General features: G+C 31.1%; 21 protein-coding genes and 2 other annotated features. Of the genes, 5 read left to right on the forward strand and 16 right to left on the reverse strand.

Annotated features, from left to right (window positions below):
* Nucleotides 1-40 precede the first annotated feature (40 nt).
* Together KPL44_RS18315 and KPL44_RS18320 are read right to left on the reverse strand one after the other, a co-directional pair.
* Complete coding sequence (locus KPL44_RS18315) at nucleotides 41-919, reverse strand: aldose 1-epimerase family protein (RefSeq protein ID WP_216253083.1); 879 nt, start codon at nucleotides 917-919, stop codon at nucleotides 41-43.
* Nucleotides 920-947: 28 nt separating this feature from the next.
* The gene (locus KPL44_RS18320; protein WP_216253084.1) at nucleotides 948-1,805 is read right to left on the reverse strand and encodes a MurR/RpiR family transcriptional regulator; all 858 of its coding nucleotides are present in this window, start codon (nucleotides 1,803-1,805) and stop codon (nucleotides 948-950) included.
* Nucleotides 1,806-2,074: 269 nt separating this feature from the next.
* On the opposite strand from KPL44_RS18320, the gene KPL44_RS18325 reads away from it, so the two are divergent.
* From KPL44_RS18325 to KPL44_RS18340, 4 genes are all read left to right on the forward strand, one after another.
* Complete coding sequence (locus KPL44_RS18325) at nucleotides 2,075-2,215, forward strand: zinc ribbon-containing protein (protein WP_171296409.1); 141 nt, start codon at nucleotides 2,075-2,077, stop codon at nucleotides 2,213-2,215.
* A gap of 331 nt (nucleotides 2,216-2,546) precedes the next feature.
* Nucleotides 2,547-3,176, forward strand: a complete 630-nt coding sequence (locus KPL44_RS18330) for a hypothetical protein (RefSeq protein ID WP_216253085.1) — start codon at nucleotides 2,547-2,549, stop codon at nucleotides 3,174-3,176.
* Nucleotides 3,177-3,251: 75 nt separating this feature from the next.
* On the forward strand, nucleotides 3,252-4,649 hold the full coding sequence (locus KPL44_RS18335) for an amino acid permease (protein WP_216253144.1): 1,398 nt from the start codon (nucleotides 3,252-3,254) through the stop codon (nucleotides 4,647-4,649).
* Nucleotides 4,650-4,713: 64 nt separating this feature from the next.
* Nucleotides 4,714-5,070: a YtxH domain-containing protein gene (locus KPL44_RS18340; RefSeq protein WP_216253086.1), complete on the forward strand. Its 357-nt coding sequence runs from the start codon at nucleotides 4,714-4,716 to the stop codon at nucleotides 5,068-5,070.
* Nucleotides 5,071-5,152: 82 nt separating this feature from the next.
* On the opposite strand, the gene KPL44_RS18345 is transcribed toward KPL44_RS18340, so the two are convergent.
* The 14 genes from KPL44_RS18345 to KPL44_RS18410 all read right to left on the reverse strand — a co-directional run bounded on the left by KPL44_RS18345 (nucleotide 5,153) and on the right by KPL44_RS18410 (nucleotide 22,433).
* Nucleotides 5,153-6,022 carry a methionyl aminopeptidase gene (locus KPL44_RS18345; protein WP_216123894.1) on the reverse strand — a complete coding sequence of 290 codons (870 nt, stop codon included), beginning with the start codon at nucleotides 6,020-6,022 and terminating at the stop codon, nucleotides 5,153-5,155.
* 159 nt (nucleotides 6,023-6,181) lie between these two features.
* Nucleotides 6,182-8,026 (reverse strand): ABC transporter ATP-binding protein, encoded by a 1,845-nt coding sequence (locus KPL44_RS18350; RefSeq protein WP_216253087.1) that lies wholly within the window; start codon nucleotides 8,024-8,026, stop codon nucleotides 6,182-6,184.
* Nucleotides 8,027-9,751: an ABC transporter ATP-binding protein gene (locus KPL44_RS18355; RefSeq protein ID WP_216253088.1), complete on the reverse strand. Its 1,725-nt coding sequence runs from the start codon at nucleotides 9,749-9,751 to the stop codon at nucleotides 8,027-8,029.
* 288 nt (nucleotides 9,752-10,039) lie between these two features.
* Nucleotides 10,040-11,404 (reverse strand): ABC transporter substrate-binding protein, encoded by a 1,365-nt coding sequence (locus KPL44_RS18360; protein ID WP_216253089.1) that lies wholly within the window; start codon nucleotides 11,402-11,404, stop codon nucleotides 10,040-10,042.
* A gap of 37 nt (nucleotides 11,405-11,441) precedes the next feature.
* Complete coding sequence (locus KPL44_RS18365; protein WP_216253090.1) at nucleotides 11,442-12,263, reverse strand: carbohydrate ABC transporter permease; 822 nt, start codon at nucleotides 12,261-12,263, stop codon at nucleotides 11,442-11,444.
* Nucleotides 12,263-13,183: a carbohydrate ABC transporter permease gene (locus tag KPL44_RS18370; protein WP_331702794.1), complete on the reverse strand. Its 921-nt coding sequence runs from the start codon at nucleotides 13,181-13,183 to the stop codon at nucleotides 12,263-12,265. The genes KPL44_RS18365 and KPL44_RS18370 overlap by 1 nt, the downstream gene beginning before the upstream one ends.
* A 181-nt stretch (nucleotides 13,184-13,364) precedes the next feature.
* Nucleotides 13,365-14,096: a glycerophosphodiester phosphodiesterase gene (locus KPL44_RS18375; RefSeq protein WP_216253091.1), complete on the reverse strand. Its 732-nt coding sequence runs from the start codon at nucleotides 14,094-14,096 to the stop codon at nucleotides 13,365-13,367.
* Nucleotides 14,097-14,248: 152 nt separating this feature from the next.
* Complete coding sequence (cls, locus tag KPL44_RS18380; protein ID WP_216253092.1) at nucleotides 14,249-15,730, reverse strand: cardiolipin synthase; 1,482 nt, start codon at nucleotides 15,728-15,730, stop codon at nucleotides 14,249-14,251.
* A 158-nt stretch (nucleotides 15,731-15,888) separates the two neighbouring features.
* Nucleotides 15,889-16,269, reverse strand: a complete 381-nt coding sequence (locus KPL44_RS18385; protein ID WP_216253094.1) for a hypothetical protein — start codon at nucleotides 16,267-16,269, stop codon at nucleotides 15,889-15,891.
* Nucleotides 16,270-16,336: 67 nt separating this feature from the next.
* Nucleotides 16,337-18,001 carry a biosynthetic-type acetolactate synthase large subunit gene (gene ilvB, locus KPL44_RS18390; RefSeq protein WP_216253096.1) on the reverse strand — a complete coding sequence of 555 codons (1,665 nt, stop codon included), beginning with the start codon at nucleotides 17,999-18,001 and terminating at the stop codon, nucleotides 16,337-16,339.
* A gap of 27 nt (nucleotides 18,002-18,028) precedes the next feature.
* Nucleotides 18,029-18,295: an ACT domain-containing protein gene (locus KPL44_RS18395; RefSeq protein ID WP_216253098.1), complete on the reverse strand. Its 267-nt coding sequence runs from the start codon at nucleotides 18,293-18,295 to the stop codon at nucleotides 18,029-18,031.
* 65 nt (nucleotides 18,296-18,360) lie between these two features.
* Nucleotides 18,361-18,536, reverse strand: a binding site (T-box leader).
* 162 nt (nucleotides 18,537-18,698) lie between these two features.
* Nucleotides 18,699-18,964: a binding site (T-box leader), on the reverse strand.
* Nucleotides 18,965-19,130: 166 nt separating this feature from the next.
* Nucleotides 19,131-19,850 (reverse strand): polysaccharide deacetylase family protein, encoded by a 720-nt coding sequence (locus KPL44_RS18400; RefSeq protein WP_216253101.1) that lies wholly within the window; start codon nucleotides 19,848-19,850, stop codon nucleotides 19,131-19,133.
* 161 nt (nucleotides 19,851-20,011) lie between these two features.
* The gene (locus KPL44_RS18405) at nucleotides 20,012-20,830 is read right to left on the reverse strand and encodes a hypothetical protein (RefSeq protein ID WP_216253103.1); all 819 of its coding nucleotides are present in this window, start codon (nucleotides 20,828-20,830) and stop codon (nucleotides 20,012-20,014) included.
* 82 nt (nucleotides 20,831-20,912) lie between these two features.
* Entirely contained in the window at nucleotides 20,913-22,433 is a 1,521-nt protein-coding gene (locus KPL44_RS18410; RefSeq protein ID WP_216253105.1) for a purple acid phosphatase family protein, read from the reverse strand.
* A 218-nt stretch (nucleotides 22,434-22,651) separates the two neighbouring features.
* On the opposite strand from KPL44_RS18410, the gene KPL44_RS18415 reads away from it, so the two are divergent.
* On the forward strand, nucleotides 22,652-22,912 hold the full coding sequence (locus tag KPL44_RS18415; protein ID WP_216253106.1) for a thioredoxin family protein: 261 nt from the start codon (nucleotides 22,652-22,654) through the stop codon (nucleotides 22,910-22,912).
* Nucleotides 22,913-22,926 lie beyond the last annotated feature (14 nt).

Here is a 22,926-nt window from a genome sequence, read left to right on the forward strand (position 1 = left end):
TATCCTCTAAAATGAAGTTCAAAATATTAACTAGCAAGCATCATTCTATTATAGATATCTTATAACTATATTTAAATTCTTGTCCACTAGTTAATAAAACAGACCCCTCCTTCTCCTTAAATTCACCAGTAAAATCTTCATAATCAGCATGTCCAAACCAGGGTTCAATACATAAAAATGGTGCCCCCCCTTTTGGTGCCCATATTCCCATATAAGGAAATCCTTTAAATTCTACTGATACAGACTTCTCATGATTTTTAGATTTTATAGTTATTTTATCAGATTTTAAACCATCAAATACTAAAGCATCATCTTTGAATAATTCTTTTGAAAGTAACATAATATCAGTATCCTTTAAACCTTCTTTCCTATTATGTGAATAATAACCATCTTTAGTTATTTCCATTATGTCACTTGTTTCTTTCTCATTAAATTCAAGATAATAGTCTTCTATTTTTTCATTTTTTTCAATAGGACACATAAAAGCGGGATGTGCACCTATTGAAAATGTTATATCCTTATTATCTAAATTTTTAACATTGTATGTTACCTTAACAACATTTTCTTCAATTGTATAATTAATAAACAAAGAAAATTTATATGGATATATTTTCATAATATCCTCAGAATATTTTAATTCAAAGGTAATTGAATTTTTAGTTTGTGATACAAATTTAAAATCTGATATCCTACCAAATCCATGAGATGGCAGATCATATATATTCTCATCAATCCTATATTTTGAACCTACTAAGTTTCCGACTATTGGAAACAAAATTGGTGAATGATACTTCCAATATCTCGGGTCTCCATTCCAAAGGTACTGCGTTCCTTCTTTTTTCCCAGTAATTGAATGTAGTTCTGCTCCATGGCTACTCGCTGTTATTTTAATTATTGAGTTTTCTAAAGAATAAATCATCAAATACTTCCTTTCTTATTTTATTCCTTTATTTATAAACTTTATATTCTTCCCATATGTTCTCTAAAGTAGAAAACGTACTTGAAATTTTTTCTTTTTCTCTTAATCCAACAGCTATGATTAACGCATTTATCACACTGAATGGCGCTACTAAGGAATCAACAAAGGAAGTCATATTACTTTGTGCTATTAGAGTATAGTTAGCCTTCTCCGCTAATGGAGATAATAAACTATCTGTAATTACTATAATATTGGCATTTTTGCTTTTAGCAAAGTCTAAAGCCTCAATTGTCCTCATTGTATATCTAGGAAACCCTATACCAATCACTATGTCTTGTTCATCAACATTAAGCAACTGCTCAAATATGTCACTAACGCCATATGCAACTACCTTAACATTATCTAAAATAAAATTTAAATAAAAGCCTAGGAATTCAGCTAATGAAGATGAGTCCCTTAGCCCAATTATATATATTTTTTTAGCTTTAAATAGTGAATTAACTATCTCATCAAAAGTTTCATAATTTATATTTTCTAAAGTAGTTTTAATGTTTTCCATATCAGCCTTTAATACACTCTTTAGTGCATTTTCTTGGGTCATGTAATCATTAGATAATTCAATTCTTTGCACAGTTGTTAATTTATTTCTAATTAATTGTTGAAGAGATTTTTGTAGTTTAGGATAACCACCAAATCCTAACTCGCTTGCAAATCTTACAACAGTTGATTCACTAACTCCTATACTTTCACCTAATTTATCAGCTGTCATAAACGCTGCTTTATCATAATGTTTTAGAATATATTCGGCTATCAGTTTTTGACCTTTACTTAAACGCGGGAGTTTAATTTGAATAGTTCTCATCAAATCTTGTTTACTATTTTCCATAATCAGTTCAACCCTTTCTATATCAATTCCAACTAACTAAAATAAAAAATATTCAATAGATAATAAAATGGAATTTTTATTTCATTTTATCATCTATTGAACTCTGTTTCAATAAACTATTCATTTTATGTAATCTTTATGTATTTATTATTATAACTAGCTAAAGCCATTAAAACTATTGCTACTTCATCCTCTTGTATTGTTAAAATAATTTTACTATGCTAAAATTACATTGGCAATAATTCAATAAAAAAAGAGGTGAATTACATATGTTATACTCAACTGGTGAAAAACCTGGTAATGGAAAATATGTTTGTAAAATTTGTGGTCAAAAGGTAATATTAGATGATACTACTGATACTTTACCTCCCTGCCCTAAATGTAAAAAAACAAACTATAGAAAACTTTAATACAAATAATTTATCTTACATATATATACGCACAATGAATATTCGAAGACAATAAACAATGAACATTAAAATGGCGGTATCTCTTTAAATGATTAAAAAATCATTTAAAGAGATACCTTTTTTTTATTTACTATAAATTAAAGTTTAGCAAAAAAATCTGATAATAAATTAAGGCTGCTAAACAAATATTCAAAATGGCTATTTTTAAAACTTACTAAAATAAGTATTGTTGCCATTTTATTATTTTAGTAAGTTTTAGTAGACTTTAGTTGATTTTTAGTTGGTTTTGTTGTATACTACAATTATCAAATAAATTATAGGAGGGTTTGTATTGTTAAATTTTGATGACTTATGGTTGGTAAGAACCAATCCTGAAAACATTAATAGATTAAAAGAGTTTTTAGAAAATGACATAATTGCAATAGGTTGGAGTAACTTAATTGACTTAACGGATATGCCTAAAAACACTCTTCTTAAAGAGCTTGCTAGGAATAACTATTCCTGTTCAAATGTGAAGCTCGGCGTTATCAATCAGTTTGTAAACAATATTCAGGTTGGTGATCTATGTATTATCCCTTATGGAGATAAGATATATCTTGCAAAAGTTACAAGTCCATATTATTATGATTCAACTAAAGTAGCTGAGGGTTATCCTCATCAAAGAAAAGTTGAATTTATTAACAAGGATAATCCTATTAGTAGATCTAGTTTACCGGAAGCTGTTCGAAAATCATTAGGCGCACAAAATTATGTTGCACATTTAAAACATCGTATAGATGAATTTAAGGCGTTTTTAACTGATATGGAAACTACTACCGACAATATTGATTTACATGAAAGCTTGATAAAGTTGCTACCATTAGCTCTAGAAACTATAAAAAACGCTATGGAAAGTGATGATGTTCAGAGAAGATTTGATGCATCCATTGAAGTGCTTAAATTAATACAGAAGTATGAATAAACCTTTTAAAATCACTAACAAAAGAAAAATAATATACGCGAGGAGACAAATATTTTGAAACTTATTTGGAGGAGAATGTGGAAAAAAAAGTCCCTAAAAATGGAACTTAAAGCTGCCAAAAAAACTGATTTAAAAAAGAATCTTACATCAACTGACCTTGCAGCACTTGGAATAGGTGCAGTTCTTGGTACGGGAATATTTGTTTCAACAGGTGTTGGTGCTCATATGGCAGGCCCGGCAGTTGTTTTATCATTTATTGTAGCTGCAATAACAAGCGGACTTTGTGCCCTTACTTATGCAGAACTTGCTACAATGTTTCCAGTAGCAGGTAGTACTTATACATATTCATATATTGCTTTTGGTGAAATTATAGCCTGGATTATAGGATGGGATCTAATGCTTGAATATTTAGTCTCCTCCGCTGCAGTTGCATCCGGTTGGTCAGGAACCTTTGTAGGGCTGTTAAACTCTGCTGGACTTGATTTACCTAAAGCAATATCTGTTGGACCATCGGCCGGTGGGATTATTGATTTACCAGCCGTTCTAATAGTTGGCCTTGTAACATGGATATTATTTATTGGCATAAAAGAAAGTGCTAAGCTAAATAACGTCATAGTCTTAATTAAAATTGGTGTAATTATTTTATTTATAGTACTTGGTGTATTTCATATTAGTGTAGCTAACTATAAGCCATTTTCTCCTTTTGGATGGAAGGGTGTAATGGCAGGGGCTTCTATAATGTTCTTTGCATATATTGGTTTTGATGCGGTATCGACAGCGGCTGAAGAAACTATAAATCCAAAGAGAGATGTACCTCGTGGACTTGCTATTTGCCTAGGAGTTGTAATTGTGCTTTACGTTGCAGTTGCAATTGTTATAACAGGCATGGTTCCATTTAAAGAAATTAGTCAAAATAATGCTATTCCAGATGCATTAAAACAGTTTGGTATCAACTGGGGAGCTGCTCTAGTTGGAACAGGTGCGGTTATAGGAATGATTTCCACATTACTTGTAATGCTTTATGGACAGATTAGAGTATTTATGGTTATGTCAAGAGATGGGCTACTTCCAAAGGTATTTTCAAAGGTTCACCCAGTTCACAAAACACCTACACTTTGCACAATAATTACAGGTAGTATAGCTGCTATTATGACAGGACTTTTGCCTCTAGAGGAAATAATAAAACTATGTAATATAGGTACATTATTTGCCTTCATTCTTGTATCTATCGGTGTTATAGTACTAAGGAAAACTATGCCAGATGCTGAAAGAAAGTTTAGATGTCCTTGGGTACCTTTTATCCCTATCCTAACTATACTTGCTTGCGTTTATTTAATGACAGCATTACCTCTAGAAACATGGATTAGATTTATAATTTGGTTATCACTTGGGCTAGCAATTTACTTTTTATATGGTAGGCATCATAGTATACTCCAACATAGTAAACCAAGACAATATAGTGATACAAATTAATAATATTAAAATCTACATTTATTAAAAAATAATAAGTATTTAAAATTTGAAGGAGGAAATAATTATGGTATTTTCAAGTTGGTTTAAAAACAGAAAAATAGAAATACAAAAACAAGCAAAAATTAGGACTGCTAAAAAAGTAGCTATTGGAGCAGTAGCAGGAAGTCTTAGCGGATTGTTAGGTGGTTTACTTTTTTCACCAAAATCCGGTAAGGAAAATAGAGAGGATATTGTTAAGTCATCAAAAGATATTACAAACAATATAAAAGAGAAAACTACAGAACTTAAAGACACCATCGACAGTAAAGTTACAGATGTTAAAAGTAGTGTAACAGAATCTAAAACAAAAATTTCTGAATACTTAAATGGGAAAAAAAGCTCAAAAGATAATGCTACTGATGACGAAATTTCATCTAAATAATATTATAAAATAAGTATTTAATTAAGAGATTATAAACATTAAAACACCACATTCTTATATGAGTGTGGTGTTTTTATATTATCTATTTTGATATTATCTCTATACCATCCTCAGTTACAAGAATTGTATTCTCCCATTGTGCTGAAAGAGCTCCATCAGCTGTATATGCAGTCCATCCATTATCTTCATCAATGAATATTTTACTACTTCCAACATTTATCATTGGTTCAATTGTAAATACCATTCCTGGTGCTAAAATCATATCTGTTCCTTTAGTTCCACAATGAGAAACAAATGGGTCCTCATGAATCTGTAATCCAACTCCGTGTCCTCCAAAATCCCTAACTACTGAGTATCCATTACTCTGTGCATATTCTTGTATCGCTGCTCCTATATCTCCTAAAAAACCCCAAGGTTTCACTGCTTCTAGTCCCTTATTTAGACACTCCTTAGTAATTTCTACTAACTTCCTAGCTTCATCACTTACTTCTCCAATCATAAACATTCTTGATGCATCTGAATAATACCCATTAAGTATAGTAGTTACATCAACATTTATAATATCACCATTTTTAAGTATTACATCTTTACTTGGTATTCCATGACACACTTCATCATTTATTGATGTACAAAGACTTTTGGGAAATCCCTCATAATTAAGAGTAGCTGGAATTCCACCTCGAGATATTGTATATTCATGAGCTAGTGTATTAATATCTTCTGTAGTCATTCCTGCTTTAATAGTCTCACTAACTAAATCTAAAATACCATTATTTATTTCAGCACTCCTTCTTATTCCCTCAATTTGCTCTTTATTCTTAATAAGCTTTCTTTTGGGAACTGTGCAACATTGTTTCTTCAAAACCTGTAGTTTTTTATCAAAATCTAAATGACACTCATTATATTTTAGTCCACTTTTACACCAACATTTATCATCATTACTTAAAATCATTATACACTCTCCTATATTAATATTTTAACTATGGATATGATTATCTATAAATCACTCCAATTAATCTATCATCTAATAATTCTACCATGAAAAAGCAATCATATACCGTCCTATCCTCAAAAAAACTTCTTAGTTAGCGTGTACCATTCTCTTAACTTACTACTCATCACTATTATTATATTGATTAAAATACATGTTATAATATTTGCCTTTTTTATTTATAAGCTCTGCGTGATTTCCCATCTCTATAATTTGTCCATCATCTATAACCATTATTTTGTTTGCATCTCTTATAGTACTTAGCCTGTGAGCTATAATAAAACTCGTTTTACCCTTCATTAGCTTGAGCATAGCTTCCTGTATTCTAAGTTCAGTTCTAGTATCAACACTACTAGTGGCTTCATCCAATATTAATATAGATGGATTTGTAAGTATTGCTCTTGCAATAGCTAAAAGTTGTCTTTGTCCTTGGCTAAGATTACTTCCACTCTCAGAAAGTAATGTCTCATACCCCCTTGGAAGCCTCCTTATAAATTCATGTGCATTTGCCATTTTAGCTGCATTTTCAATTTCTATATCCGAGGAATTTAGATTGCCATATTTTATATTTTCTTTGATAGTTCCTGTAAAAAGATAGGTATCTTGAAGCACTATACCAAAACATCTTCTAAGGCTATCTCTTGTATATTCCCTTATATCAACGCCATCTATATATACTACTCCACCTGTAACATCATAAAATCTTGTAAGCAAATTTACAATTGTAGTCTTACCTGCCCCTGTTGGACCCACAAGTGCTATACTCTCACCAGGACGTGCTTCAAAACTAATTTCTTTAAGAATGTTCACATCTTTTCTATACCCGAAATACACATTACTAAATTTAACATGTCCCTTTGATTCATTAAGCTCCTTTGGCTCTTTTACATCTTCTGTTTCTTCACCCGTATCTAGTATTTCAAATACTCTTTCAGCTCCAGCAACAGCAGATTGCAGTGTATTAAATATGTTTGCCAAATTATTAAGTGGCCGTACAAATTGCCTTGAATAACTTAAAAAGCTGGCAATTACACCTACTGTAATTATGCCATCTACTGCTAGAACTCCACCTACTCCAGCTACTGCAGCAAATCCGATATTATTTATAACATTCATAATTGGCATTAGGAATCCAGAATATATTTGAGCTTTTAATCCAACCTTGCACAATCTTTGATTTATTTCATCAAATTCTTTCACTGTTTTATCTTCATGATTAAAAGCTTTTACTATATAAACTCCAGATATAGTCTCTTCAATTTGTCCATTTAGTTTTCCAAGTTCCATTTGTTGAGATTTAAAAAGCTTTCCTGTCTTTTTAGTAATGGAGCGAGTTAACAGAAATACTAAAGGTACTGTAATTAAACTTGCTAAGGTTAATATAGGGCTTAAAATTATCATCATAATAAATGACCCGAGTATAGCTATAATCCCTGACATTAATACAATCGCAGATTGAGAAATAGTAGAACTAACATTATCAATATCATTTGACAATCTACTCATAATATCTCCATGACTATTTGAATCAAAGAAAGCCATTGGGAGCTTTTGGAGTTTTAAAAATAAGTTATTTCTCATAGTTTTAACTATTCTTTGACTAGAACTTGCCATGGCAAATCCCTGAAATAAACTTATAGCCGCATCTGCCAAATAGGATACTAATAAAACAATTACTATTATGCTTAGTAGATTGAAATCTACTTTTCCATTATTAGATGACATAGCATTTACGGCTTGCCCTATAAGATATGGACCTATTAGTACAATAGCCGAATCTATTATTATAAATATAAATATTATTATTAATGTTTTTCTTTCGCTTCCAAAATAACTCCACAATCTTCTTAAAGTTTTCCTGAAATTTTTAGGTTTTACTACAGGTGCCCTATTTCTTCCGCCTCTAACACCATTAAATGGCATAGAAACACTTTTATTATCATCCTTATATTTATTATCTGGCATCTACATCATCTCCTTTCCAATTTGAGAAAGGAAGATATCATTGTATATTTCACAATTCTTTAAAAGCTCTGAGTGACTTCCAATCGCTTTTATTTCCCCATTGTCTATTACTATTATTTTATCAGCGCTCATTACAGAAGTTATTCTGTGAGCTATTAAAATGCAAGTTAAATCCTTAGAATATTTTTTTAAGCTATTTCTTATCTTCACTTCTGTATCTGTATCAACCGCACTAGTTGCATCATCAAGTATTAGAATTTCAGCTTTTTTCACTAGCGCTCTCGCTATAGATATCCGTTGCTTTTGTCCCCCAGAAAAATTAACACCACCTTGGCCAATCTTTTCATTATAGCCTTCTGGAAGTTTATCAATAAAGTCACTAGCCTGGGCCACTTCTAGGGCTTCCTTAATTTCATCGATACTTGCATTCTCACTTCCCCATTTCATATTATCTAATATGCTTCCTGAAAACAGAAGTGCCTTTTGCGGTACTACAGCAATCTTCTCTCTTAATGACTTTATATCTAACTCCTTAATATTTATACCATTAACTTTTATCTCTCCACTTATTACATCATAAAACCTAGGTATTAAATTCACAAGAGTACTTTTGCCTGAACCAGTTGACCCTATTATTCCAACAGTTTCTCCCGGGCTACAACTAAATGATATGTCCTTTAATATGGGTTCTTTGTCTTTATTATATGAAAAATATACGTGCTTAAAATCAACTTTTCCTCTATTTTTAAAATCATCTATAATTTTCTTTCCATTAACCATACTATTTTTTTCGCAAAATACTTCGCTAATACGCTCTGAAGATGCTCTAGCGCGCACAAACATTGTAAAAACATTAGTTACCATCATAAGTGAGAATAATATTTGTGTCATATAATTTGTAAATGCTATTATTTCTCCTACATGCATACTCCCTTTGTTTACGTATATGCCGCCTATCCAAATCACCAATATAATACCAACATTTACTATAAGTCCAATTATAGGACTGAAAACCGATGTTATTTTCATAGCTTTAGTAGAAGACTTCGTAAGCAAGGCATTTTTGTCCTTAAATCTTTCTATTTCATATTCAAATCGATTAAAAGCTTTAACTACTCTTACTCCTGATAAATACTCCCTCATAACTCCATTAACGCTATCAAGAGATTTCTGCACTTTAATGAAATATGGAAATCCTATTTTCATATTAAAATATATAAGAATAGCTGCAATTGGTACAATAGCAAATAAAATCATAGATAGCTTTAAGTTTAGTCTTGCAGCCATTATAATACTTCCTATGCCCACAATTGGTGCTTTAACAAATATCCTCATAAGTCCATTAATAAAATTTTGAACCTGAGTTACATCATTTGTAAGCCTTGTAACTAGAGTACCTCCTTCAAATCTATCAACATTTTCAAAAGAGAATCCTTGAATTTTTTTAAATAAATCAGATCTAAGTTCTGCTCCAAGTTTTTGTGATACATTACTTGCCATAACATTACGAATACTTGCAAATATTGCTCCAAATCCAGCAATTATAAGCATAATAACTCCCATTTCAATTACATAATTCAGATCTTTATTTGCAACTCCTGTATCCACGATTTTTGACATAATCATTGGTTGCATCAAATCACAGAATGCCTCGAGTATTACAAAAAATACTGCTATGCAAAATCCTATACCATACTTATGAGCATATACCTTTAAATACCCCAAAGTAAATTCCCCCTCCTTTCGACATAAATTAATTATTCCACTCAACAATTTGAGACCTGTATAAATTATACAGCATATTATTATAGATTCCCACTGTATTATAAATCATGAATGCATTATTAACACATTAATCAGCTCCGCAGGAGATGATTTAACAGCTCTGCAGGAGATGATTTAACTAAAGCTTAATTAATTGCATTTAGTATAGAGACGTAAAAACCCGCAATATCCATTTCTGAATTTTACGGGTTTTAGAATTACTTCTAATTCACTTTGTTATAAATAAATTTATTTATTAGTTTTATTGTATTTCTCAATGGCACTATTCGCTGTCTTTGCTGCATTATCTAAGGCTTCTTGTGGCGTTTGTTTTCCTCCAAGCATAGATTCGATGTTTGTTTCAGTTGCAGCTCTTGCTTCTGGGAATACACCGAGTAATGCTCCTTTTGAATCAGGAGTAGATGCATGTAATTGGTCTATAGCTGTTTGAAATTGTGGGTATTTAACTAAATTATCCTTAACCTCTTTAAGATTATAAGCCTGTTTGTTAACAGGAAAATATCCAGTATTTGCATTCCAATACGCTTGCTCTTTAGCTGATACCATGAACTTTAGAAATTCCCACGATGCTTGCTGTTTTGCTTCATCTTTTTTATCCATTATCCAAAGAGACGCTCCTCCTATAGAAACTCCACCTTTATCAGTACTATTAACTTTAGGTAAAAATCCTGTTCCTACCTCAAACTTCTTATTTACGCCAGTTAAAACTGAACTTAGAGATGCCGTTGAATCTAAGTACATTGCTGTATTACCAGCCATAAATGCATTCTGAGTATCCTGGGTTTTACGTCCGAAGTTTCCTACATCACCCGAATCAACTAACTTTTTCCATTCATTTAACACAGTTAGTCCACCACCATTTTTGTTGTATTCAACTGTTGTTGCAGCTCCGGTTCTTCCGTTACCATTGTTTGCATAATTTTTGCCTTGCTTAATCATAAATTGTTCAAAAAACCAAGCATATATAGGCATTGCATATCCATATTGAGTTACTTTACCTGACGCATCCTTTTTTAAAAGTTTCTTTGCCATAGTTTCAACTTCTGTTAAAGTTTTAGGTGGAGTATTTGGGTCAAGTCCCGCAGCTTTAAATGCAGTTTTATTATAGTAAAGTATTGGTGTTGAAGAATTAAAAGGCATAGAATTCAATTTTTTATTTACTGTATAATATGCGAGAAGATTTGGCTCAAGGGTAGAGGTATTATATTTTTCCTTATCAATAAAATCCTGAACTGGAACTATAGCCTTACTATCAATCATATATCTTGTTCCTATATCATAACACTGCATAACATCTGGGCCCGAATTACTTAACTGAGAACTTTTCAATTTGTTAAGTGCTGCATCATAATCACCTTGGAATTGAGCAGTAACCGTGATGTTTTTTTGAGAATCATTAAAATCTTTTACCAATTTATTAAGTGAAACTCCTAGGTTTCCCCCCATCCCATGCCAAAATGTAATGTTAACATGTTCTGCTTTAGCACCCGTTACGGTTTTAGAACTTGATTGCTTAGCCTCGCTACCACACCCACTTAACATTGAAGCTGAAATCATAACTGCAAGCATTGTTGAAACCAGTCTTTTTTTCATTAATAAATCCCCCTTGAAATATAGATATTTTTTATTATTAACCTTTAACTGCCCCTGACGTCATTCCATCAATTAGTTGTTTTTGACCAATTATAAATATAAATATAGATGGAATTATGATTATTATAATTCCTGCAAGCATCATACCAAATGATTGTACTTCTGAAGATTGAAGCATAGTCATTCCAATTTGAACTGTCCTCATCTCTGGTTTACTTGTTATAAGTAAAGGCCACATATATTGATTCCAAGTTAATAGGAACATATAAATTCCTAGCGACCCAATTATAGGTTTTGAAATAGGCATAAGAATTTTAGTTAAAAACTGAAGCCCAGTGCACCCATCTATGATTGAAGCTTCTTTAAGTTCTATAGGAACTGTTAAAAAATATTGTCTCATCATGAAAATTCCCATAGCTGATGTTAAATATGGTAATATGAGCCCTGTATATGTATCTAGTAAATTTAATGAACTTATTGTCAAATAGTTAGATATAATAATTGCCTCTCCGGGAACCATTACTGTAGCAATTATTATTATGAATAAAATTTTTTTACCTTTAAATTCATAAAATGCAAAAGCATAAGCGCTAAGACAAGAAGTTATTATTTGCCCAACAGTTACAGCTGTCGCTACTACCAAACTGTTAAATATAAACCTAAATATAGGAATCGCCGCAATTACCTCCTTATAGTTACCAAGAAAAAAGCTCTTAGGTAAGAATTTTGGTGGCATAGTATGAATTTGATCTGTCGTCATAAATGTTACAGACAGTGCATATAAAATCGGAGAAATAATAAGTAATCCGACAGCAAGATTTGTTAAAAGTAAAATTATATTGCTTTTTTTATTTTCCATTAAGAGTAATGCACTCCCTTCTTTTCATAACTAAATTGAAACATTGCTATAACAAACATAAGAATAAATAATATAATTGACTGCGCAGATGCGGTATCAAACCTACCATTAAAAAACGCTTCTCTATAAATAGAAAATACCAATACATTTGTTGAATTTCCAGGTCCACCATTCGTTAATATATTTACTTGTCCAAATGATTGAAATGCATTCATAATATCCATAAATACCATAAAAAATAATGTAGGTGATATCATTGGAATAATAATTTTAAATAATTTTCTAAAATATCTTGCCCCATCAATAGATGAACTTTCAAGTATTTCCTTTGGAACATTCTTTAGACCCGCTAAAATAAATATAAAGTTTACTCCTATATTCATCCAAATGGTTACAAACGCAACAGATAAGAGAGCCCAATGTGGGTCTATTAACCACCCAATGCTTGTTTTTAAAATATTATTAAGCATTCCTATACTTGGGTGGAAAATTATCCCCCAAATAATTGATGCAGATGCTGATGATACTGCTATTGGAACAGCAAACATTACCTTTGATATTCCAATTCCTTTTACTTTATTGTTTGCAAGTAGTGCTAAAAAAAGACCAATAATTACGGATGGAATAGTTGTAATAAAAACAAATTTCATTGTCACAACTAGGCTATTTATAAAATCTGCTGAAGTAAATATCTCTACATAGTTTTGAATACCAATAAATTCTTGAAATCCTCCATGAGCATTTGTTAAACTAAAACTCATATATAAAGTTTTAAAAAACGGATAATAAACAAACAGTCCAAACAATAATAAACTAGGAAATAAAAATGCATATGGTTCTAATTTTCTTTTTAAACCTATCCTAGTTTCTTTTGATTCCAGTTTGATTACTTCTTTTTTCGTTGAAATAATTTCACTCACTATATTCTCCCTTCTAGTTCATATATTAATTTATTACAATTACTATTGTAGATGCTTTATGTTAAGGAAAAAGGTAATTATTGTTAAGGTTAAGTTAAGTGAATTTTTACAAGTTTTAAAATATAAAGAACCCCATTGTTTTATTAAACAACAGAGTTCTTGTATATGACTAGCATAGTATTTACTTTTTAATATTTGTTAAAACTTTCTTTAATTTATCCGGATAATTAGTAATTATCCCGTTAACTCCAGCTTCAATTAACTTTTTCATAGATTCTTCACTATTCACTGTAAATGGATTTACTAAAAGGCCCTCTTTTTTTGCGTCATCAATAATTTTCTTATTAATTGAAATATAATATGGATGTAACGCATCTGCCCCAGTATATTTACAATACGCTTCTGGATGATAAAGTCCAGCCATGTATAAAAGCCCTGTTTTTATTTCTTTAGAAATCTCTTTGCAATGTACCATAGAGTAATGGTTAAAACTAGATAATATTACGTTGTCTTGATAATTATATTTATAAATCATCTCTATAAGTTTTTCTTCAATGCCTGGATATATAACTTCACCATTTTTTATCTCTATATTTAATAATATGTTATTTTCTTTAGCTAAAATAATTAACTGCTCAGCAGTAGGTATCGTTTCATTATTATAATTATCATTAAACCAAGAACCAGCATCTAATTCATTTAAATCAACAAATCTAAAATCTTTTACAAGTCCCGTTCCATTTGTGGTTCGGTCTACATTCTCATCATGAATAATCACAAGTACTCCATCCGAAGTCATCTGAATATCAGTTTCAATACCAGTAGCCCCAAGTTCAATTGCTTTTCTAAAAGAAAGCATTGTGTTTTCCGGAAAATAGCCACTAGCACCCCTATGTGCATAATTGATCACCATACAAATACCTCCCATTATATTCTCACTCTTTTAGTATAAGAAATTACTAGAATAAATATTACTATTTTAAATTCACTTATAATTACATTATAAATTAACATTGTTACAAACATATTAAAACAATGTTAATTAAAAATATACTTTATTAAATTTCAAGCAATAGGAGTAATAAAACGCCAAACAGATTCATAGATTTTTTTCCACAAACCACGCTTAGAATAAGTTTCAATATCAAATATTGTACAATCTTTGATATCATTTAAAAATGTATCACGACATTTAATTGCAAATTCATTATTATAAATAAATGCATTAATTTCATAATTAAGACTAAAACTTCTAATATCAATATTTGCAGTTCCTATTGTTGAAACGTGATCATCAATAACAAGTGTTTTGGAATGAAGAAACCCTGAATGCAGATATACCTTTACTCCATACTTTAAGAGTTTTGCCACATTTAATAATGAAACAGCATAAATAGGTTTTTTATCTGGTATACCAGGAAGCATTATTCTAACATCAACACCACCAGCAGCTGCCATCCTTAGCGCATCTAATATAGTTTTATCTGGAATAAAATACGGCGACTGAATATATAAATATTTTTTGGCAGTTGTAATCATCTTAACGTAACTATCTTTTATAGAGTCATTTCTACTACTAGGCCCACTTGAAAGTATTTGGACTCCTATATTTCCTTCTTCAATAGGATCATAAAAACTTTTTAATAACCTTTCATCAAACTTTAATTTAGCCCTATTTATCTTTCTAAAACTTTGATTTTGCAAAAAAACCAAATCAGACCAAAACCTTGTTTGAAATGAAAGTACACTGTAACCAGTCAAACGTATGGTTGTATCCCTCCAAGGTTTATTTATTTTTTTCAAACCGAAATATTCGTCACCCACATTAATTCCACCAGTATGAGCAATTTTACCATCTAAAATAACTATTTTTCTATGTAATCTATAATTTACAAGCAATAAACTTTTTATAATAGATGGCAAAAATCTGTACACATGCCCACCAGCTTCTTTTAACTCCTTAAAATCACTCATATGAGTATGTAAAGACCCAATCCCATCATATATTAAAGTTACTTTCACTCCCTGGCTTGCCTTTTCTTCTAAAAGAGATATAAATTCTTTACCTATCTTATCTTTTGCTTTAAAAATATAATACATTACTTCAATACTTTTTGTAGCATTTCTAATATCTTCAAAAAGCATAGAAAATGTTTCCTTAGCATTTAATAAAAGTTCTACTTCATTATTTTGAGTAAAATAACACATTATATTTTTTGAGTTCATAGTAATCAAATCTCTGTATTTTTCAGTTTCTACTTCTCTAAATTGTATTTTATCCGTATCAATATTATGAATATGTTGCTCTAGCACTTTATTGTACTTTTCTTCTATTTCGCCCATACCATACTTTTTTGACATGATACGCATTTTATATTTACTACCAACCAAGAAATAAAAAATAAAACCAACATAAGGTAAAAAAAAGAATACTAAAAGCCATGCAAATATAACTCTCGTATCACTTTGTTTTATAAAAATTAGTTTCAAAACAGACATTATATTAAACACATATATAAATATTAAAAAAATAGTTGATAAATCCATGTTGTCCCCCATAAGTATTATATTTTAGGTGATTAAGTTCAACCTATTTAATAACTATTATACTTCAACTAACATGATAAATATTATAAAATCTTATGTATATTAAATAATATTTTAAAATAAGCCACTTCTGAGATGAAGTGACTTATTTATTACTCTTAATAGGTATTATAATAATAATCAAAGTAAGGATCATAAGGATAATAATTATAATAATATGAATTAAGATAATAAAAGTAGTTAATATCTGGATAATATTTTTGTCCGTAATATCCTCCATGTGCTTGCCACACCTTAGGTCCATGCCAACCTCCAGGTCCATGTCCACCTCCAGGTCCATGTCCACCTCCAGATCCAGGTCCTCCTCCAGGTCCAGGACGATATCCTCCTTCGTCTTCAAAATCTTCACTAGTATAGTCTGGCATCATTTGATCCTGTAACATATAAGTATCATCACATATTTGTGGGCAACATTTGCAATAATTATATGTTTGTACTGGTTGTAATGGACTTAACACTTGATGATTTATTTTGTTCATATAAACTCTCCATAAAATTAATTACAATATTATAGTATTCAAACATACCCGAAATGTAACCATCGTTTTACTCTAATACTAATTCCTGAATAGATTTCCCTGGCGGTACTATTGGATATACCCCCTCTTCTTTATCTATTACACAATCTATAAGCATAGGCCTTTTTTCCTTTGTTACTATTTCTAGTACATTATTTAATTCATCTGTACTTGTAACTCTATATGCTTCAATACCATAAGCCTGTGCAAGCTTTACATAATTTACTTCATCACCAATATCTGTTTCACTATATCTTCCATTGCTAAACATTCTCTGCCACTGTCTTACCATTCCTAGGGTATGATTATTCATAATCACAGTAATTATAGGAAGCTTATACTTCGATATAGTTTGAAGTTCATTGCAGCTCATTCGAAAACTTCCATCCCCGGTTACTAGTAGTACCCTTTTGTCTAAATTACCCATCTGACTTCCAATTGCAGCCCCTGATCCAAACCCCATTGTTCCAAGGCCTCCTGACGTTATAAATGTTCTAGGATACTTGAATTTCCACATTTGAGCAGTCCACATTTGATGTTGTCCTACATCAGTTGTGACAATTGTATCTTCCTCAAGAGCTCCATTTAAACATTTGAGCACATCAACATGCGTAAAATTGTTTTCTTTTATATTTACATTATTTGTTACCTTAAAATTCTCTATCTCCTCCTGCCATGACTTCCTATTCTTTTGCTCCATATGAGAAATTAAATTTTCTAGTATTGTATTCATATCTCCCACCAAAGACAAGTCTACTATCTTGTTTTTATCTATTTCTGTTTCATCTATATCAATCTGAATTATTTTTGCAGATGGTGCAAATTCGTCTCCTTTCCCAATTACCCGATCACTAAATCTTGCACCAATTGCTATAATTAAATCACTCCTTGTCACTGCTAAATTTGTCTCACGAAAGCCATGCATTCCCACCATTCCAAGAGATAATTTATGATCTCTTGGAATGGTGCCAAGTCCCATTAATGTATTTGCCACAGGAATATCGCAAAGTTTCGCAAACTCACAAAATTTCTTTGAGGCATTAGCTGTTTTAATTCCACCACCAGCATAAATTATAGGTTTCTTTGAATCCTGAATCATAAGAACTGCCTCTTGTATTTTTTTCATCTCTATATTAATAGTTGGTGTTTGTATTTTATTTTCTTTTTCTAACATTTTATATTCCGTTTCACTTAAGAATATATCCTTTGGGATATCAATAAGTACTGGCCCCGGCCTTCCACTTTTGGCTATTTCAAATGCTTCTCTTATAATACCTGCTAATTCTTTTTCATCTTTTACAATGCAACTGTGCTTTGTAATAGATAAAGTTATTCCCATTATGTCTATTTCCTGAAAAGAATCACGTCCAAGCAAACTCCGTGCAACCTGTCCTGTAATTACAACCATTGGAATCGAATCCATATATGCCGTTGCTATTCCAGTTATAGTATTCGTTGCACCTGGACCTGAAGTTACAAAACAAACTCCAACTTTTCCTGTGGACCTTGCATACCCATCTGCTGCATGAACTGCCGCTTGTTCATGGGCCGTTCTAATGTGAGTGAAATAATCAAGTTCATCGTATAGCGCATCATAGAGTGGAATCACAGCTCCACCTGGATATCCAAATACAATATTTGCCTCTTGCTCTTTTAAACACTTAAGTACTATTTGAGCTCCATTAAGTAACATGTTATCACCTTCTTTTTAGTTTTTTAATTAAATCATCACCTTCGGTGCTGCAAACTCACCTTTAACCTCTTCAATTTCATATACATTTATAATTTTTCTAAGCTGCATCATCGCTTGTTCTATCCCTAAATTAGAGTATTCCTCTATTGTTATCCTTAAATCTGAATATCCATCAATTTCAACTTCTGTCATTACTAATCCTTTTATTTTAAATTCTTTTCTCCTTAAAGTGTTTGTAACTCTTACTAATGCGTCTATACCATGTTCCACCTTTGCACTTATAGTTTTATACATTACAACTCCCCCTTTTACTCGCAAATAAAAAATCTTCCATACCTATAAACATAATTGGTTATGTTTATAGGGACGAAAGATTCGTGGTACCACCCTAATTCATAATTCAAATCAATGAATTACCTCATTATTTTTACAGCTCAGGAGTGATTATTACATATCTTTAAAACATCAACTCTCAGCAAACGTTGACTCTCTGTGGTTTTAAATATGATATTTTTATCTCCTTCATAGCTTTATCCATTATTTTATTTTATTTTTTATACCTATAGAATTTAATTATTAAATCATCTCCTGCGGAGCTGCAATATTAACGACTTCTTCTATTTACATTTATACTTACCTAAGAAAACTTTTTTTAAAATAAAAAGTTTTCATCCCTATAAACACATATATATATGTTTATAGGGACGAAAACTTTCGTGGTACCACCCTAGTTCATAATTCAAATCAATGAATTACCTTATTATCAGCTCAAAGAAATCAAATTCAAAATCACAAAATCTCTTTAAAACCTAGCCTTATAACGGTGGCATCCGTCCATGTTTACTTTATTTCAACTAAGAAGCTCTAGAGTGATATATTTGTTCCCACATAACACCAATTCTCAAAAATTATTGGTTCTCTGTAGTTATGCTTTGGAATTTTTTTCTCCATCATCGCTTTATAAATTTTATTTTAAAACTAATCTTAATACATATAATATTCTAAATTCACACAATTGTCAAACAATTTCGTATGTTTCTATAAAATTCTTTTATTCTTATTACCTTTAAAACAAACAGCCAGTTAATATGATTTAATATCATTTCAACTGGTTATTTTGGCGTGTTTATTATTTATTATTTTTAATTGGAAAATAAACTTCAGGTGTTTTATCGTTAATAATTTTAAATTCATATCCATTATCTTTATAAAACTTTATTACTCTAGGTAATGCCTTACACGTGTTTTTATGCATATAGTCACAATGCATAAGCAGCATTATAGGATGGTCCCTAACTGTGGTTTTAGTTGCTTCTCTATATAACTTGTCAGGAGGAGTATTACAATTGACTCCATCGGACATAACAGCATTCCAATCATATACTTTAAAATTATACCCATGAAGTTCTTCTAAAAAACCTTTAGTTAAATGTTTGCTACTACCCGAAGGAAATCTTATTATTGTTGGTTTAACTCCTATAATAGAATTAATTTCATCCTGAGATTTAAGCATCTCAGATATAAATCCTTTTCTACTCGAGTATATTTTCTTATATGTGTGGGTATAAGTATGCAGACCTATACTATTACCCTGCGTATATATTCTTTTTACCATATCCTCATAGCCTTTTATTTGATTTCCTATAAGAAAAAAAGTAGCATTTACACCATTTACTTTAAGTATATCCAGAACCTTATCTGTCATAACACTTGGTCCATCATCAAACGTTAAATAAATTACTTTTTCATCATTTTTACTTAGTGTAGAATAAGCCATTGCTGTTTGGCTCCCTAAAAAACAAGCTAAAAATAAAAAAATTGTGAACATAGTTAAACTTTTCCTCTTCATATTATACCTCCATAAATATAGTTAATCTTAAAAATATATATACATTCTTAAATTATTGTTACCTAATCTAGGCTAGATTAATCTATATCTAAACATTAAAATTAATTTTTTAAAATAAAAAAAGAACAGTTCAACACTGTCCTTTTCTCATTTTATTATTTCTAATGTGAAGTATCTATTGCAACTTTAAATCCGGCTGCAGTAACTGGTACAGCTGTATCATAAGATACTGTGCTAACTACTTTTTGCTCAGTTGATATTTTTTTGACTTGTGGTACAGTTAAAGTAATAATCTTTCCAGTTGAGTCTAAATCAACTGCTGTAGGTACTACTTTTATTGCAGATCCAGTTCCAATTGTCTGATTTACGGCAAAATCGGAAACTTCTGGTTTTACAACTAAAGGATTATTAAATGTTAATGTTATTGTGCCATTAACAGCCTTTATTTCACCAATTTGAAGATATACCACCCGTGCTGCTATTTTAGCATTTTCATTATTTATACGAGATTGTAAATCGTCCTTTGTTAAGGTATCTGTTACCACCCCAACTGCAACCTGGGCTATTACGCCCAATGCATTGGCACGAGTTATCTGAGGTTGCGAGTCTATTGGTGCTAATTCATATGCTCGTACCATTTCATTTACATTTGAAATAATTGCATTTTCATCTCCAGCAGCAAAGTTAATTTCTTTAGTAGCATTCTTATAAACTACAGCTGGTATGCAGCTAACATCCACCGCTAGTCCAGTTATATTATTAATCCAGTTTCCACCAAATTCTTTAACATAAACTACACTACCTACCTGTATTTCCTTAGTGATTTCTGCAAAATTTACTGGACTATTAGCATAATTCAAGTCAAAAGCTTTACTTCCTATAACAACAGTACCATCTGCCATTGCTGCATAAGCTGACAAGGATGTCGCTCCAGCTATTATTAACGCAGCAAATAATGAATTTATAATTTTTTTGTTCATATATTCAACCTCCATTTACTTTATTTAATTTTGATATTATTAAACTTTCCTAAAATACGCCATCATCGATAGCGCTTTAGTTCTATTTCTCTATACCAAACATATCGATAATATATGGAGCTTTACTGTTTCTATTTTGATCTATTTCATAAGAAATAACAGACAATTTATTTGCATCTACAGTTATACTTTCAAAATTTTGTATATTACTGCGTTCTGGTCTGCTTAGATCACCTGTGGCTGCCCCATAAATAGCTGCATGATTTTCATCTGCTTTATCAAATAGACCATAAAATTTAGGATCATAACCATTTGCATTAGGGTCTGAAACTATTGACTTATTTTTGTAATAAACTTTTGGACCTGCTGTTCCTGGAATTAAATAAACAGGTGCACCAGGATTTTGTACATAATTAACATTATGGCCTTGAAAACTTTCTGTTTTTAAAGTTTCTGTTACTGCTGTACTATCTGCTTTTATTGGCTTACTTCTAGCATAAATATGGTCGTGACCCTGAAGAACTAAATCAACTCCTAATTTTGCAAATATAGGTGCGAGTGTTTTTCTTGCTCCGCCAGAACCTGCTAAATCAATATCAGTAGCATGATTTGATGTGCTATAAGGTCCTTTATGCATATTCACAATAACCCATTTTGAACCAGCTGCTTTTGCATCAGTAATATCCTTTTTCAACCAAGCAATTTGAGCTGGAGTGAGATTATTGTTTCCTGTTGAAAGCCCATTTTCTGCTGTTTCATTGCAATTAAGCATTACAAAATGTGCATTTGAGTAATTATAAGAATAGTAAACACCAGTACTTATGTCAGAACCCGCTGCAGGAGTCAGATCAAAATGGTCTGTAAAAGAACCTTTATATTCATCGTGATTTCCTGCAATAGGAGCTATAGTTGTATTTAGAAATTTTCGCCCTATATTATTAAATAACCAGTCCCATTCATATTCTACGTTTCCCTTATCAACAAGATCTCCACTTATTTGTATAAACTTTGAATCTGGAACAGTATCAAGAGCTTTTTTAAATGTACTAGCTGCAAGAAGTCCTTCATCATATTCCTTAGCCTGTGGGTCTGCAATATCTATGTACGAAAAAGCTCCACTTGTTGAAGCTGTTTGGAATGTACCTGCACTCCAAAGACCTAGCGAAGCATCACCAACACGGTAGAAGTAAGTTGTGTTCGCCTTTAACCCAGTGGCCTCTGCTTTATGCAAATACTCTAGTTTTGAAGTTGTTGTTCCAGTTGGTGTAGGCGCATCTGTTTTATTACTTGGAATTGCACAACTTCCTACAATATTAATAGCCTTAGTAAAATTAGGTAGTGGATTAGTTGAAGTTTGTTCAACTACTTGCAAATCGCTAGCAATTGATTTTCTCGAAGTATACCAAGTAAATCCTTTCTCAGTAGTTGAATCTTTTAAAAACGTTACCATCACCTTAGTAATAGCTCCTATTGGAGCCGCTTGATCAACAGTTGCTACTCCAGTGGTTGCTGCAAAAGCGACCGTATTTACTCCATTACCCAAACCAAAACTAACACCAATTGAAAGAAATAGACTTAAAACTTTTTTATTAAAAAATTTCATCATTACCCCCCTAAATTTTTTCTTTTTTATCTACAATTATAAGAATAACTGTTTAAAGTTAATAACTCATAAAGGTTAGGTTAAGTTTATGTAATTATTGGAAGACAACTTAAAATAAAATACTTGTTTTTTTAGAAATAAGATAACAAGTTAGTGTATAATATCTTATAAGGTTCAAAATAATATGTACTTTAAATAAAAATAGGTGGTGTTAATAAATGAAACCTGTATTAATGTTTATAACCGACTGGTGTCCTTACTGTAAACAAGCACATTCTATTATAGAAGACTTAAAGAATACTAATCCAGAATATGCAAACATTGAAGTTAAAATAATTGATGAAGAACGTCAACCAGAAATAGCTAAACAATACGATTACTATTATGTTCCTACCTTTTATGTAGATGGGGTTAAGATACATGAAGGCGTGCCATCTAAAGATATTATTCGTAAGGTATTCGACGAAGCTTGCAAGTAACCCTACTTGCAAAT

The sequence above is a fragment of the Clostridium sp. DSM 17811 genome, from assembly GCF_018861905.1.
Taxonomy (GTDB): Bacteria; Bacillota; Clostridia; order Clostridiales; family Clostridiaceae; genus Clostridium_AD; species Clostridium_AD frigoriphilum.